Source organism: Candidatus Saccharibacteria bacterium oral taxon 488 (assembly GCA_013100805.1).
Classification (GTDB): domain Bacteria; phylum Patescibacteriota; class Saccharimonadia; order Saccharimonadales; family Saccharimonadaceae; genus Nanosynbacter.
The window spans coordinates 123,243-138,515 of sequence record CP040000.1; the positions used below are offsets into that span (position 1 = coordinate 123,243).

Here is a 15,273-nt window from a genome sequence, read left to right on the forward strand (position 1 = left end):
TTTTAATACATGATTGATGCGCTGTTTGGCTCAAAAACGAGGGTGAAGTTACTACACCTGTTTTTAGCGAACCCTGAAAAATCGTTTTATGTTAGAGAGATTACGCGATTGATCGGCGAGCAAATTAACTCGGTACGGCGTGAACTATCAAATATGCTCAGAGTCGGAGTCATTGTTTCGAATAATTATGACAATAAGTTGTATTATGCTGCGAATCAGCAGTATGCATACTTCACGCCACTAAAGATGATTTTTGCCGATGAACGACCGAGTGAACAGGTTGACCATAACAAGAAGAACAGTATACCGTGGGTGAGCGATATTGCTCGGCTGTTCGGGCTGAAGATCGCTATAGTTGCCGGTGCGTTAGTGCGTGGATCAACGAGTCGGGTTGATATACTGTTAGTTGGTCGGCTATCGGAGTCGAGAGTGGGTGTCGCCATTAAGAAAATTGAAAAAGCCGAGGGGAGAGAGCTGAATTATGCTGTAATGAGCTATGATGATTTTTACTATCGTCTGAGCGTTAGAGATAAGTTTGTGATGGAAATAATGAATAGTAAGCACTCGGTTGTGGTAGACGCAGAGAGCATACTAGGATAAGGAGACGTATATGTTTGAAGTAGAATACAAAGGTGCAAATAATGTTATTTTTACAACGAAAATGGTAAAAATTGCGTTTGATCCAGCGTTATCGCTGGTTGGTCTTAAGGATAATCTCGGGGGGCAGGATGTTGAGATATTGTCAGAGGATAGATTTGCCGCAAGTAATGTAACACCACGGTTACTCTTCAGCGGTCCGGGTGAATATGAGGTCGGCGACGTATCTCTGAAAGGGGTGGCAGCCTGGCGACACATTGATACGGAAACTGATGTTAAAAAATCAACGATTTACCGTTTAACAATTGGCGGTGTGCGTGTTGTGGTTATAGGTAACGTTGCCCCAAAATTGTCAGAGTCTCAGCTAGAGGAGATTGGTGTCGTTGATGTTGTTGTGATACCGGTTGGCGGTGGTGGTTACACGCTTGACGCGACATCTGCGGCTCATATGGTACGCCAGCTGGAGCCGAAAGTAGTTATCCCGGTGCATTATGCTGATGGCGCGCTACACTATGAAGTGCCACAAGACGACCTGTCGGTGTTTGTTAGTGAAATGGGCGTGGAGACTGTTGACGCTGGGCCAAAGTGGAAGGTGAAGGGGGTGACATCTTTACCTGAACAACTATCAATCATTACTGTCGCGCGGAGCTAGGCCAGTCGATACGTTGCACTAATAACCCCCCTCCTTGTCAGGAGGGGGGATTGAGCTTAGGCGGTTTTTGTCTGTACTGGGCGTAACAGCCCTTTCTTTTTAAGAGTACGAATTGCTTGAGTACTCAGAACCAACGTGACTTTTTGACCATCTACTACAAGAGTTTTCTTCTGTAGGTTTGGCTTAAAAGTGCGCTTGGTGCGGCGAAGGGAAAAGCTAACGTTGTGACCGTGTTGCTTGCCCTTGCCGGTTAGTTCGCATCGTGATGCCATTTCCAACCTCGCTTTATATTAACTAAACAATCTATCGTATTGTAGCGGTATTTCTATAATTAGTCAAGGTGTTATAATGGTAATTATGGATTTGGCATATTTAGGTATGGTCTTGGTGGTCATTCTCGTTTCAATGACGCTACACGAGGCGATGCATGCGTTTATGGGCTATTTCCTTGGAGATGACACAGCCAAGGCGGAGGGGCGGCTGACGTTAAACCCGCTGAAGCATATTGATCCATTCATGACGCTTTTGCTGCCATTATTACTAGCTATGCTAGGGTTGCCAATTTTTGGTGGTGCTCGACCGGTGCCATTTAATCCTCAGCGCGTACGACACGGTGAATGGGGTGCAGCGTTTGTAGCACTTGCTGGGCCACTGACTAATTTGTTTTTAGCGTTTTTAGCGTTTGGCGTGGGTGTCGTCAGCGGGGTTATTACTAGCGGCGGGCTGATTCAAAATACGTTAGCGGGGCAAATCACTAGCCTCGTCGTGTTGGTTAATTTAGGCTTTTTCGTGTTTAATATGTTGCCGCTGCCACCACTTGATGGATCGCGAGTGCTGTACGCGCTCGCTCCAGAGAGTGTGCGCCGTGGCATGGAGTGGATTGAGCGCTACGGGGTAATGGTGGTGTTCATTATCATTATGATCGGACAGGCGGCAATTGGGCGAATTATGACGTTCGCTACGAACGGTATTATCCAATTCTTTTGCATGATTTTTGGTGTATAATAGAGATAGCCTCAGGTAGGCGGGTGCATATGATTTTCCTAACATCATATGATAGGGAGTCCTAATGGTCAGTCATCGTGGTGACTGGTTGCGGATACCCACCTTGCATTTATGCGGGGGAATATCACGCGCTTGCACTGCTTGGGGCTTTTATGATGTATAATAATAGGGCAGCCTACTAAGCGATCGCTTGGCAGTGAAGCCAAGAGGAAAGTCCGGGCAGTAAAGGACACCGACAGTCGCTAACGGCGACCGGGGGTAACCCTAGGGAAAGTGCCACAGAAACAAGACTACCTTTGTGGCGATAGACACAAAGGAAAAGGTGAAACGAGTAAGGTAAGAGCTTACAGTCCTCGGTGGTGACACAGAGGAGAGGTAAACCCTGTCGACTGCAAGGAGGCCTACAAATGAGTTGTCCGCTCGTAGGCCGATAACCGCTTGATTTATCTGGCAACAGGTAAACTAGATAGATGATCGCTCGCGACAGAACCCGGCTTATCGGTAGGCTGTAAACTAAAACCTTCTCTCAGCGGAGAAGGCTTTAGTTTACTGAAAGCACTTTCTTATAGTGCTGCTTTAACAATCGCGGTAAAGGCCGTAGGTTCGTTAACGGCCAGCTCTGCCAACACTTTTCGATCAAGCTCAATATTCTTTGCCTTGAGAGCAGCCATGAGCCTACCGTACGTTGTGCCCTCTTGACGAGCGGCCGCGTTAATGCGGGTAATCCACAGGCTGCGGAGGTCTCGTTTTTTATTGCGTCGATCACGGTAGGCATATTGCAGAGCTCTAATTACCCCCTGCTTCGCTAAGCGAAAGCTACGAGTTCGATTGTGCTGCATGCCTTTAGCGGCTTTTAGAATTTTCTTGTGCTTTGCGTGTCCAGGGACGCCTCGTTTCACCCTCATAAATTAAACTCCCATTGCTCGTCGGGCATTTTTTGCCATCGAGCCTGTTACCTTTGCTGTTGTATTAATTGCCCGCTTACGGCTTTTTGACTTCTTGGCTAAGAAGTGACCGCCAAATGCACGTTGACGAGTTAACTTGCCAGAGCTCGTTAACTTAATGCGCTTCGCGGTACCTTTGTGGGTCTTTAGTTTTGGCATTATTTACTCCTTATTACCACACTCAGATTGCGACCAGCCATCTGAGGCTTTTGTTCCAGAATTGCTTCCTCCTCAAGCTGATCAGTGATTTTTTGGATCAATTCGTAGCCGATTTCTTTATGCGCCATCTCGCGACCCTTATAAACGACTTGGATACGGACCTTGTGTCCATTGGCGAGAAAGTCCCGTATTTTGCGCAGCTTGACTTCGAGGTCGCCAGCGCCAATCTTCAGGCCAAAGCGCATTTGCTTAAGATCGCCGACTTTTGCCGCGCGCTTGTTGCGCTGCTGGTCTTTGATCTTCTGATATTGGAACTTGCCCCAGTCAATAATCTTGGCGACTGGTGGATTGGCATTTGGTGATATTTCAACGAGATCAAGTCCCGCATCCTCCGCCGCCTGAAGGGCGTCGCGCAGGGGCATTATCCCCAGCTGTTCACCATCAGAACCAACAACGCGCAGTTCCCGAGCACGGATCGCTCCGTTGATACGAATTGATTTATTAATCTCCTAGCTCTCCTTTTGAAGCAATTTTAGATTAATTTCATCAGTCATTGTATCAGGTATAAGGGTGGATTTCAAGCGCTAGGTCGGGATAATCTGCCGGTATTGTAGGCTTTCGGCGACATGAGGAATGGTTATTTCTAGTGACGACTCAAGATCAGCGATAGTGCGAGCGACCTTGATAACTTTGAAATAGCCACGAGCGCTTAGGTCAAGCTTTTTGGCGGCTGCAAGGAGAAATTGCTTGGCCTCAGCCGTTAGTGCAGCTATTTTATCAACGCTACTACTATCTATATCAGCGTTGTATTTATTACTATTACTGTATCTGTTAGTTTGTAGTGTACGGGCTACCTTAATCATATTTTCAAACTGTTTTTGTTGTGAATCCGACGATGACTTACGGGACAACAAATCTTCATGTGCGACGCGGGAAACATTGATTGTTAGATCAATACGATCAAGGAGCGGGCCAGATAATCGCTTCTGATAGTTCAAGATTTGTGTCGATGAGCAACGGCAACTTTTTTCTGGATCGCCCAGATAACCACATGGACAAGGGTTCATCGTGGCAACTAACATAAAATTGGTGGGGTAGTAGTATTTACCTTGGGCGCGGGAAATTGTGATCTGCTTATCCTCAAGCGGCTGACGAAGCGACTCCAATGTAGTTCGTGGATATTCTAATAATTCGTCTAAGAAAAGTGTGCCGTGGTGCGCGAGACTAATTTCGCCGGGCGTGGCCTTTGCACCACCACCAATCATTGATATGCGGCTTGCGGTGTGGTGTGGTGTGCGAAACGGTCGGTCGGTAACGATATCATGACTAACTTGATTGCCGTCAAGATTGTGGAGTTTTGTCACCTCGATAATTTCAGCGTCAGATAGCGGCGGCAGGAGTGAATTGAGTGCGCGTGCTAGCATGGTCTTGCCGGATCCCGGTGGTCCGGACAGCAAAATATTGTGCCTACCCGCGACGGCAATGGCGACGGCTCGCTTGGCCTGCTCTTGTCCGCGGATGTCATCAATGATGATGCCGCGTTTCTTTTGGCGATATTGCCGCTTTGTTTTTACTGCGGGTTGGATGAGTTTTTCTTGTTTGAGGTGGAGGAATAATTCCGTTAGATTATTGATGGGGATAATAGTAATGTCGGGGATGAGCAGGGCTTGTTTGCTGTTGGAGGCCGGTAGGTATATGGTTGAGATACCGTGTTGTTTGGCGGTTTCGGCGATGGTGATGGCCGAGCGAATGGGGCGAAGACTACCATTGAGTGCCAATTCACCAGCAAATAGCGCTCCCTCCAGGGCGGTTTGAGGAAGTTGCTTGCCAAGGCAGAGAATTGCGAGGGCTATCGGTAGGTCAAATTGCGTACCGTCTTTTGGCAGTTCCGCCGGGGCGAGGTTGATGGTAATTTTGCCTTTTGGAAAATCGAGTAATGAGTTTTTGATGGCGCTGCGAACGCGATCACGTGATTCATCGATTGCTTTGTTGCCGAGTCCGACGATTTGTAGTCCAGGTAGTCCTCGTGATATGTCGCCTTCAATTTCAATAAGCTGACCGTGAAAGCCATATGGTGTCGCTGAAGCTACCTTGCTAACCATATACCTAGTAAAACATAGATAGCTAGACTTGAAAAGGGAAGGTTGCTATAATTGAGGTGGATTGATGGGGCTGATATAGCTTTCGACAATTGGACTTTATCAAGGTATTCTGCGGGCCGACGATACGCGTAACGTATGTTTTAGTTGCAAAGTCTAAACTTGCAGGTGTATTTGCTAGCTTAAAGAGCGTTTTCACTCCGATGGCTGCTGCACCAGTCGCTGCTTAATTTAAGCGACCGTCCTTGCTTTGCGGCAACAGGCAAAGCCTAGGGTGTCATATATATGTTGCTGGCTGCATGTTCGGAAGCGGCGGACATGCGGGACTTTCTCCGCGTAACGAAGCTTGGTTTTTTCGGTTTATTTTTAAGCCGAGCAACGTTATAAAATAAATTAAAAGAACCTATGCTCGTAGACGAATGTCATGATACCAGTTGGACCCGGGGGCGGTACCCGGCAGCTCCACCATATAGTGATATATCGACCCAGGGTGGTCGATTATTTTTTATCGTAATCAGTGAGAATGCAGCTCGAGCGTGTTGCCAGGAGACGAAAACAACCACCTGCGAGTAGTGGTTGTTTTCAAAAAGTGGAGTTTTACGTGTGCTGTTTATTTTTGGCCCCTGATAAGTTGTGTATAACTTTTTTATTCAGAAGCTACCCCTATAGTAAATGATAAAAATGGTTATGTCAATAATTTTTGAGAAAAAATCTAGGTAAAAAATACCACATAATTTAGAGGGTTAGTGAAGCAGTTTGATGAAAAATATAGGTTGTTGCCGGACGAGGCGGTTGAGCCCTGGCGGTTCTTGGTTGGTACCCCGCACAGCCGGTGTTTTACCCGCGAGATGGCGAAACGGGATATGCTGAGGGCTTGGTTGTTTTGGTGTTTTATTTGTATGGACGTTCAGCGGGCCGCATTAATTGCTAGATTATTTGTTAGATTTATGATGTCGTATGGAGTGGCTATACAAGAACTATGGACTAGCGGGCGGTATAATAAGCATATGTTTATATTACAATGTTGTGTATAAAACATTTCATAGAACATAACAGATGAAAATATGTAAAGATCGCTACAAAAATGTTATAAATACAACATATTTTTTATGTGAAGTATTGACCGATAAACATATACATGATAGTATTAGTGCAGGCTTTTAGGAAAATAAAAAGCAAAAATCAGTACAATAATAACAACATTAACAATTTACGTGACCGAATTCACAGTAACGCATGTCGTTTGGCGTATAGTCGGCAGCAGTATGAAGCCGGAATAACAAAAAGGTTATTCTGCCATAGTGTTGCCGATGCTCCGCCGAACCATAACCGTTAACGTTCAGTTGATGGTTGCAATGTGACGCGTTGAGCGCGCGTATAATTAGTACCACTGCGCATCCAGTTAATCCTTGTTAGGCGATTAGCAATGAGACTACTGGATGTGCGGGATGAGGAACGTTGCGCAAGGACATGCTCCGAAATTCGGAGCGGTCAGTTGCCCTGAGCGGCGGACTTTGAACAGGTGACCGCGCCCTAATAGTTATTGAGTGCGGCGGATGGTTCACTTGATCATATAATGGTTCGTCGCTTGGGCTCCCTTAGTCTATGGTATAGTGTGAGTATGAAGTGTCGGTATGTTGCTATAGTCGCGGCGCTGGCTGTGACAGCAGATGTCGTATTGGTGCACACGGTGACGCCAATGAGCGTTGGTCCGTTGGGCGTCCTGGCGTTTTTTGTGTGTCTGTATGTAGCAACTGCGTCGTGCTGTTACTTAGTGATGGTCGCGGCGAGGCGTGTGGCAATGCGTGTTGTTCGACATAATATGTATCGTGGCTTGGCCTCGGTAACGCCGTTGAAATTATATTATTATGCGAGTATCATCGGGCTTATACCGGTTATCTTACTTGGCATGCAATCAATTGGTGGCGTCACGGCATGGGATATCTTGCTCCTGGTGCTTTTTTTGGGCCTTGGTTGTTTTTACATACACAAACGATTTTAGAGCGTAGGAACTCTATCGGTAACGTGGTACAATATAGGTATGAATCCAGAGTTGCCTCAGGTGCGTCCACCGGTTGAGAGTTTACCGCCTGCTTCAAGCGGTGAGTTTCGGCTGGATGGTGATGCAAATCAGGTAGAGGCTGAGGGACGTTCTGCCGAACGCCCAGCGGTAAATGTGGCGAACTCACCGATGCCAGCAACGGTACTACCGACCGTTCCGGTGCCGGTGCCTCCAGTGGTGCAGGCTCCCGCGTCGACGACGACGTCAACTGACGATACGCCGCTGATAGCTGGTGATGATGATTTGATTGAGAAGGAGTGGGTTGACAAATTGAAACGGATTATTACTTTGACAAAAGATGATCCATACGAGCGAGCGCGGGTAATTGCGCAGCTACAGGCCGACTACCTCAAAAAGAGATACAACAGGGAGATGGGCCAATCGAACGGATAGGAATATGGATAGCGGACCGTTAATTACTGGTTTTATCGTCGTCGTAGTGTTGGCGATCGGTGTAACGATTGTTACACTGCAGTATCGCAAGATGCTACGTGAAGCAAAAAATTATGAGCGCGGGCTAAAAATGGTGCCGCTACTGATTCACTTGCCGCCATCAAGTGAAGATATTGATGGGGCGAGTCGTGACCAGCGTGATTTGACGGAAGAAATTCTTAGCCAAGCGCAAGTGATGTATAACATTATATCAAGCACGGCCACGAAAGGATTCAAGAGTCGACTCTATGGACAGCGCCATTTGTCATTCGAGATTATTGCGCGTGGCGGTTTGGTGCATTATTATGCCGTGGTACCGACGGTATTGGTTGATGTAATTCGCCAAGCGATTGCGGCGGCTTATCCGGCGGCGCGGTTGGAGGAGGTGGCTGATACGAATGTGTTTAGTAAAATTGGCAAGATGAGCGGGACAATTGGCGGCGAATTCTCGCTTCGTAAGTCGTTCGTCTATCCTATCGCAACATATCAGGAGTCAAAGCGAGATGCGTCGCGGGCGCTACTGAATGCCATGTCGGCGGCGACAAAAGACGATGGTATCGGCTTGCAGTTCTTGGTTCGGCCGGCGCGGGAAGGCTGGTCGCGTGCCTCAGAAGAGCATGTTGAGAAAATGAAGAAGAACAAGGGCAAGAAATCAACGAAGGTGGCGGGCGTTGATATCTCAATGGTCGGGGATATTTTTGAGGCGTTGTGGAAACCACCACAGTCGGCAAAAGAAAAAGAAGGTGAGATCAAGCCTGAGGATAAACAGCTATCGTCACTAGAGCAGGCAGAGGTTGATGCCGTTAGCGAGAAGACGCGTTATCCGGCGTATGAGGTATTGGTGCGGGTGGTAATTTCATCAAATACTGCCGCTCGTTCACAGGTGCTGCTTAAAAATATTATCGCTGCGTTTGCGATGTTTGACTCGCCACGCAATAATGGTTTTCGTTTTTCGCTGACAAATAATATTGAGGAAATGACTACGGCGTATATTATGCGGTTTTTCCCGCAGCATATTCGCAGTAATATCCTTAATAGTGTTGAGATGGCGACTCTGTTTCACTTGCCGAGCGCAACTGCCATCCCAACTTCACAGGTTAAGCGGCAGATGTCCAAGCAGGTTGATGGGCCGACTGATGTCTTGGACGAGGGATTATTGATTGGTTACAATGAATTTCGCGGTACGAAAAAGCCAATTCGTATCGGTACGAAGGACCGCCGTCGCCACGTTTACATCATCGGTCAGACTGGTGTTGGTAAGTCGGTATTGCAGGAAAATATGGCGTATCAAGACATGATGGATGGCCGAGGATTTGCGCTGATCGATCCGCACGGTGATTTGGTCGAGTCGCTCATGGGGAAGGTGCCGAAAGAGCGAGTGGAAGATATTATCTATTTCAACCCCGCCGATATGGAAAATCCGATTGGCCTTAATATGTTTGAATTCGACAGTCCAGATCAAAAGGACTTTCTGGTGCAGGAGGCGATTAACATGCTGTATGGACTGTACGATCCGGGACATACCGGTATTGTGGGGCCACGGCTTGAGCATATTTTCCGTAACTGTGCGCTGCTGCTAATGGCGGATCCGGCTGGCGGAACATTTATTGATGTACCAAAGTGTCTCATTGATCCAGAATTTGTGAAGAGCAAGCTGAAGTACGTCACTGATCCGCAGGTGATTGATTTCTGGACGAAGGAATTTCCGGCCTCACAGCGATCAAATGAGGCCGGTGAGGTGATATCGTGGGTGGTCTCGAAGTTTGGCCCATTTATCTCTAATGATTCGATGCGTAATATCATCGGTCAGACGAAGTCAGGCTTTAATATCCGTGAGATTATGGATAATAAGAAGATTCTGCTAGTTAATTTGTCGAAAGGTAAGCTTGGTGAGCTGAACGCTAAGCTACTAGGAATTATCTTTATCATGAAGTTTCAGGCGGCGGCTATGTCGCGGGCTGATATCCCGGAAGAGCAGCGTGAAGACTTTTCACTATATGTTGACGAGGTTCAGAACTTTGCGACTGATAGTTTTGAATCAATTTTGTCTGAGGCGCGAAAATATAAGCTGAGTTTGATCATGGGTAACCAGTTTATGACACAGCTAACAGAGAAGATTCGCGAGGCTATCATCGGTAACATTGGTACGGTTATCTCGGGGCGTATTGGTATCACCGACGCGGAATTGATGGTCAAGAAGTTTCAGCCGGTGTTTGATATTGATGACTTATCAAAGCTACCAAATTTCCAGTCGATCGCTTCGGTGATGATCAATAATGTGCCGTCGGCGCCGTTTAGCATGAACTGGGTGCCACCGATGGGGCAGGTTAACAATCAGCTTCGCGATGCGTTGGTGCGACTATCGGCAGCAAAGTATGGCAAGCCACGCGCGGTGGTTGAGAAGGAGATATTTGAGCGGCTTGGTCGCAATAAAAAGCCAGCGGCTTCGTCGACTGGCCCATCACTCAATCGGCCGGCTACAAAGAGCGGTTCGTCTTTCCTGGACGAGTGGTTGTCAAAACGTCAACAACTTGGTGGTGGTAAACCAGGGGCTGTGGGTGCTGCTGCTCCAGGTGCGGGGCGGTCTCGATTGGGCGCGCCATCGCCACTAGCTCCGCAGCCGGGGCAGCCAGCTCCGTCGCGATTAGTATCGCCGACTCCGGGCTTGGCGGGCACACAACCGCAGTCGGCTTCTATGCGGCCGTCACAGATTGGGCAGGGCGCTGCGCCACAAGGTATTGCTATGCCCGCCCAGACGGCTGGCCAGATGCCGCAGGGAGTTGGTGCTTCGTTGAACAGGCCATCGGGGCAGCCGATAGATATCCCCCATCATGATAATTCACGATCGCTGGATCGACATCTGGCGTCTGCGCCAACAGTGACTGGTTCGGATGTGGCTGCGCAGGCCGCGCCGCTATCAATTGCTGATAGAATGGCGGCAGAACTGCGGCAGGCAGAGCCGCAAAATCGCCTCGACCTGCGTGGTGATAACAACGATAATGGTGAGGTATCGATTAAGCTACGCTAAGCGTGAGCTAAATTATCTTTTGTTAAGAAAGCCAACGCGAGCGTACTCAATAATGGCACCGATAACCCAACCACAACCAAAGAGAATGATCGTTTCTGATCCAGAGAGAACGTAGCCGTAATGGCGGGCGATAAAGTAGACGACGACTGAGGAAATTGCGCCAAGTGCGCTAGCAATAATGAGGTTCGGGCGTGCGACGGTGTTGCCGATAGCCTCGCTGGCTTTTTCGACAGCTGGGTTATGAATAACCTTGCTAAAGGCGCGTGAGGCTGGCGGTAGTTCGCTCTGCATTTTTTTCATCGTCTTTTGGTAACTAGCAGTGCGGTCGTCTTTGGTGATCTGGCGAGGTGTTTCTGAGGCTGCTGGCTTCTCCGTTTCAGCGGTTTGGCTTGTCTCGGCTTGTTCTAATGCCTCACGGTGAGCTTTGTCGATACCTTCGTGTTGCTGTTCGACGGCTCGTTCAGCCCGCTCCTCTAATTTTTCAGCCGCTGAGCGTTCTACTTCGCCGGCTGACCGCTCAAGTTCGCGAGCGTTCTCTGTTAACTCTGGATTAGCCCCATGAATTTTTTCTGACATATTTACCCTCCCTATGTTATAACGTTCCCGCTGTAATATCACGGCGAATGATGCGGACCTCTTTACTCAGTTGTCGTGAGCGGCAATAGAAGAAGGTTACAACAGCCGCAATGATACCGGCAAATAACATGTTTTCTCCAGGGCCGGTTCGCGGCAGGGTAGCGACGGTCTGCTCGACGACCTTTGGCGTTGGGCAGTTGACAACGATTTCGACACTGGTACCAAAGACGTTTGTCATACGGCAGTCATACGATGACGGGTCGCTGGTGCCGCGTGGCTTAGCCGAAAGTTGACCCTTGAGCTGGACGACGTAGGTTATAACCTTTTGCTCGCCTGGTTTAAGGGTGACTCGTGGCCAAGAAAGGGTGCGCTTTTCCTTATCAAAGGTGCCACCACCATTATCATAGATATCGGCATATTCTAGTACATCGGATAACTCGTCCTTCAGATCAACTGTTGCTGGAGCTTTGCCTTCGTTTTTAGCGGTTAGCTTATACTCAATGCGGTCGCTGGCGTTGGCTTTTTTCTTGGTGGCATCGCCGCCAGAGGTCAGGTTATGTGCCGCCTTGGTGCGGGTAACCTGGGCTTTACAGGTTGTGTCTTTGACCCAAATTGTGGCGTCGCCTGGGCACGGCTGGCAGTCGGGATGGTCTATCGGTAGGCTTGGGTTAAGTGGACAGCGTGGTTTTGGACTGATCGTAACGGTCGAAGCACAGGCACTATTCGTCTGGTCACCGAGGCTGGTGTGGACAATAACGGACACGGTATACGTGCCGTCCTTGTCGAGTGTGTGCTGTAATGACGTGCTCGTAGCGGTGGTATTGACACGTTTGCGGAGCACCTCGGTGCCGGCTGAGTTTTTAATGATAAAGGTATAGCCAGCGATAGTCGCACCATTTTGGACATCGCCATACGCTGTCATCGAGACCTTGGTACGGTCGGTGACGACGGGCCGCTCGAGTAATTTACAGGCGGCGGTTGGTTTCGGTTTTTGTTTTGGCAATTCTTTGAGCATAATGTTAGCACAGGCCTTCATGATAGCAAACGGTTTGCCCTCGCTAGTCGTACCGACAAATGATTTATACCATGAGCCTGAGCCGCTGCGGTTGCGCCCGGTGTCAAATTCAGCCATTGGTCGCGAATATAGCGTCAGGCTACCAACCTGAAACTGGACTTCTCCGCGCTGAAGGCCGAAGCGTGAAACTCGGCTCCAGGACTGCCAGCCATTATCGCGGCCGCTGCTGCGAGTACTGATCTCAGAGTCGCGAGCACTCGCCAAGTTCTCGCGTGTGATGCCAGCGTGCTGCAGCATGTCACGATAATTTTGCGAGTTATTGTCCCACGCGGCGAGCAGCTGTGATTTCGTATGAATACCGCCATAAACAAGGTCTGAAGCATTGGCGGCATTGGCAGATTCAGGTGGTTGAAAAACGGCAAATGACTGCACGATGAGCGCTAGGGCGGTCAGAATGAGACCGGTTTTGCGAGTGATTTCCTCTTTGTGGAGGCGTTTCGCGTAAAAGCCGAGCTCTTGGATGAGGCTTGGGCTAAACGCGAGGTGGGAGACGATTTTCTTAAACATGCCGTTCCTTATTTTCCATTAGTTTTATGTTTTCGTAAAAATTCCGTCTCCACTATAGCACAGTGATCGCTTTTACGCAAATAGCTTGAGTGAACACTTTTTTTGCGGTATAATGGGGGAGTTGTAAATAGCTGACAAATCAGAAATAGTGAGGGAAGCATGGCTAAACAAACAGATAAGCAAGCCTACGATGGCTCGCAAATCCAGGTTTTGGAGGGTCTCGAACCGGTGCGTAAGCGGCCGGGAATGTACATTGGTAGCACGGGGTATGATGGTATTCACCATTTGATTAAGGAGATCGCTGATAACTCAATTGACGAGGCAATCGCGGGCCATGCGACGAGAGTAGAGGTGGTGCTGTTAGAAGACGGTGGTGTGCAGGTGACTGATGATGGGCGCGGTATTCCGGTTGATAAACATCCAAAAACTGGTTTGTCTACTCTAGAAACCGTGCTGACAGTGCTGCATGCTGGTGGTAAGTTTGGCGGCGGCGGCTACAAAGTGTCATCTGGACTCCACGGCGTAGGCTCAAGCGTGGTAAACGCGCTTTCAACCAAAATGATCGCTGAAGTAGTGCGTGATGGTCAGCTGTACCGCGTGGTGTTTGCAACTGGTGGTATCGCTGAACCACTGAAGAAGGTTGGTAAAACTGATCGGTCAACCGGAACGCGCATAATATTCTACCCAGATCCAACGATTTTTAAGGAGACGGTGGAGTTTGACTATAAGTGGGTGGTTAGTTATCTGCGCCACCAGGCATACCTCACCAAAGGCGTGCACACCTCGGTTATCGACAATCGAACAGGTGAGCGACAGTCATTTTACTTTGAGGGCGGTATTCAGAGCTACGTGAAGCACCTCAACATTGGTAAAGATATTTTATCAAACGATGTCTTTTATGTTGAGAGACAGGTTGAAGATTGCATGGTAGAGATTGCCGTACAGTATAATGATACTTACATTGAGACAGTAAAGCCGTTCGCCAACAACGTGTTAACACCAGATGGTGGTACGCACTTGATCGGTTTTCGCTCAGCCTTAACGAGGGTTATCAACGACTACGCGCGTAAGAATGGCCTGCTGAAAGAAAAGGAAGATAACCTGACCGGTGACGACATTCGCGAGGGCTTGACGGCGATTATCTTGGTTAAATTGCCCGATCCACAGTTTGAGGGTCAGACCAAGAATAAACTTGGTAATCCAGAGATGCGCCGCTATGTTGAGCAGGTGATGAATGAATACTTCTCATATTACCTGGAGGAGAATCCTAGCGTTGCCAAGAAGATCGTCGGTAAGGCGACTTTGGCGGCGCGAGCACGCAAGGCAGCGCGAGCAGCTCGCGACAATGTGATCCGTAAGGGTGCGCTTGATGGTATGGGACTGCCAGGTAAGTTGTGGGACTGTTCAAGTAAGAGCCCGAGTGATAGCGAAATTTATATTGTTGAGGGTAACTCGGCAGCGGGTTCGGCCAAAGAGGGCCGCGACAGTAAAACCCAGGCAATTTTGCCGCTTCGTGGTAAGGTGCTGAACACTGAGCGGGCGCGACTTGACAAAATGTTTGCCAATAAAGAAATTGTAGCGATGATTCAGGCATTTGGTGTTGGTATCGGTGATCAGTTTGATATCAATGGTTTGCGTTACCACAAAATTATCATCATGACCGATGCTGATGTTGACGGCAGTCACATTGCAACGTTGCTTCTGACCTTTTTGTTCCGCTATATGAAAGAGGTGGTTGAGGGTGGCTATGTATATCTTGCTAAACCGCCGCTATACTCCATCAACCGCGGGCAGAAGAAAATCTACGCATATGACGAGGCGGAGAAAGACAAAGTTTTGGCAGATTTGATTGCTGATAAGAAGAATCGTGGCACGGTGATTGACGATGAGCAGGATGTCACCAAACAGGCTGGCGTGACGATCTCACGGTTTAAGGGGCTTGGTGAGATGGATGCCGACCAGCTGTGGGAGACAACGATGAATCCAGAAAATCGTGTATTGATTCAGGTCAGCGTGGAAGATGCCGAGGAGGCAGACGCAATCTTTACGCGGTTGATGGGCGATGACGTGAGTTTGCGCAAAAACTTTATTCAAAGCTGGGCAAAAAATGCTAACTTGGAGGATTTGGATATTTAAT

General features: G+C 48.5%; 13 protein-coding genes, 2 other RNA genes and 1 pseudogene. 9 read left to right on the top strand and 7 right to left on the bottom strand.

Annotation, left to right across the window (positions count from 1 at the left end):
- Positions 1-9: 9 nt before the first annotated feature.
- Positions 10-600 carry a transcriptional regulator gene (locus FBF27_00630; GenBank protein QJU08933.1) on the top strand — a complete coding sequence of 197 codons (591 nt, stop codon included), beginning with the start codon at positions 10-12 and terminating at the stop codon, positions 598-600.
- Between the two features lie 10 nt (positions 601-610).
- Complete coding sequence (locus FBF27_00635; GenBank protein ID QJU08934.1) at positions 611-1,249, top strand: Zn-dependent hydrolase; 639 nt, start codon at positions 611-613, stop codon at positions 1,247-1,249.
- A 56-nt stretch (positions 1,250-1,305) separates the two neighbouring features.
- Here the strand turns inward: FBF27_00635 and rpmB are convergent, their stop codons facing one another.
- Positions 1,306-1,521, bottom strand: coding sequence for a 50S ribosomal protein L28 (gene rpmB / locus FBF27_00640; GenBank protein ID QJU08935.1), 216 nt, complete (start codon positions 1,519-1,521; stop codon positions 1,306-1,308).
- A gap of 85 nt (positions 1,522-1,606) precedes the next feature.
- On the opposite strand from rpmB, the gene FBF27_00645 reads away from it, so the two are divergent.
- Positions 1,607-2,254: a site-2 protease family protein gene (locus FBF27_00645; GenBank protein ID QJU08936.1), complete on the top strand. Its 648-nt coding sequence runs from the start codon at positions 1,607-1,609 to the stop codon at positions 2,252-2,254.
- Positions 2,255-2,424: 170 nt separating this feature from the next.
- An RNA gene (gene rnpB / locus FBF27_00650) (RNase P RNA component class A) lies at positions 2,425-2,768 on the top strand.
- A 49-nt stretch (positions 2,769-2,817) separates the two neighbouring features.
- On the opposite strand, the gene rplT is transcribed toward rnpB, so the two are convergent.
- The 4 genes from rplT to FBF27_00670 all read right to left on the bottom strand — a co-directional run bounded on the left by rplT (position 2,818) and on the right by FBF27_00670 (position 5,459).
- A complete protein-coding gene (gene rplT / locus FBF27_00655; GenBank protein ID QJU08937.1) occupies positions 2,818-3,159 on the bottom strand; it encodes a 50S ribosomal protein L20 in 342 nt (113 codons plus the stop codon).
- A gap of 3 nt (positions 3,160-3,162) precedes the next feature.
- On the bottom strand, positions 3,163-3,357 hold the full coding sequence (gene rpmI, locus FBF27_00660; GenBank protein ID QJU08938.1) for a 50S ribosomal protein L35: 195 nt from the start codon (positions 3,355-3,357) through the stop codon (positions 3,163-3,165).
- Complete coding sequence (locus FBF27_00665; GenBank protein ID QJU08939.1) at positions 3,357-3,851, bottom strand: translation initiation factor IF-3; 495 nt, start codon at positions 3,849-3,851, stop codon at positions 3,357-3,359. Before FBF27_00665 ends, rpmI begins: the two co-directional genes overlap by 1 nt.
- 90 nt (positions 3,852-3,941) lie before the next feature.
- Positions 3,942-5,459, bottom strand: a complete 1,518-nt coding sequence (locus tag FBF27_00670; GenBank protein QJU08940.1) for an ATP-binding protein — start codon at positions 5,457-5,459, stop codon at positions 3,942-3,944.
- A gap of 66 nt (positions 5,460-5,525) precedes the next feature.
- Between FBF27_00670 and ssrA the strand changes: the two genes are divergently transcribed.
- The 4 genes and pseudogenes from ssrA to FBF27_00690 all read left to right on the top strand — a co-directional run bounded on the left by ssrA (position 5,526) and on the right by FBF27_00690 (position 10,489).
- Positions 5,526-5,924: a transfer-messenger RNA gene (gene ssrA, locus FBF27_00675) on the top strand.
- Positions 5,925-7,077: 1,153 nt separating this feature from the next.
- Positions 7,078-7,458, top strand: a complete 381-nt coding sequence (locus FBF27_00680; protein ID QJU08941.1) for a hypothetical protein — start codon at positions 7,078-7,080, stop codon at positions 7,456-7,458.
- 39 nt (positions 7,459-7,497) lie between these two features.
- Positions 7,498-7,911: a hypothetical protein gene (locus FBF27_00685; protein QJU08942.1), complete on the top strand. Its 414-nt coding sequence runs from the start codon at positions 7,498-7,500 to the stop codon at positions 7,909-7,911.
- Between the two features lie 4 nt (positions 7,912-7,915).
- Positions 7,916-10,489 (top strand): annotated as a pseudogene (locus FBF27_00690) (ATP-binding protein).
- A 501-nt stretch (positions 10,490-10,990) separates the two neighbouring features.
- Here FBF27_00690 and FBF27_00695 read toward each other — a convergent pair.
- Complete coding sequence (locus tag FBF27_00695; GenBank protein ID QJU08943.1) at positions 10,991-11,554, bottom strand: hypothetical protein; 564 nt, start codon at positions 11,552-11,554, stop codon at positions 10,991-10,993.
- Between the two features lie 16 nt (positions 11,555-11,570).
- The gene (locus FBF27_00700) at positions 11,571-13,136 is read right to left on the bottom strand and encodes a hypothetical protein (protein QJU08944.1); all 1,566 of its coding nucleotides are present in this window, start codon (positions 13,134-13,136) and stop codon (positions 11,571-11,573) included.
- A gap of 159 nt (positions 13,137-13,295) precedes the next feature.
- Here FBF27_00700 and gyrB point away from each other — a divergent pair, with 159 nt between their 5' ends.
- Positions 13,296-15,272 carry a DNA topoisomerase (ATP-hydrolyzing) subunit B gene (gene gyrB / locus FBF27_00705; protein QJU08945.1) on the top strand — a complete coding sequence of 659 codons (1,977 nt, stop codon included), beginning with the start codon at positions 13,296-13,298 and terminating at the stop codon, positions 15,270-15,272.
- Position 15,273: the final 1 nt, after the last annotated feature.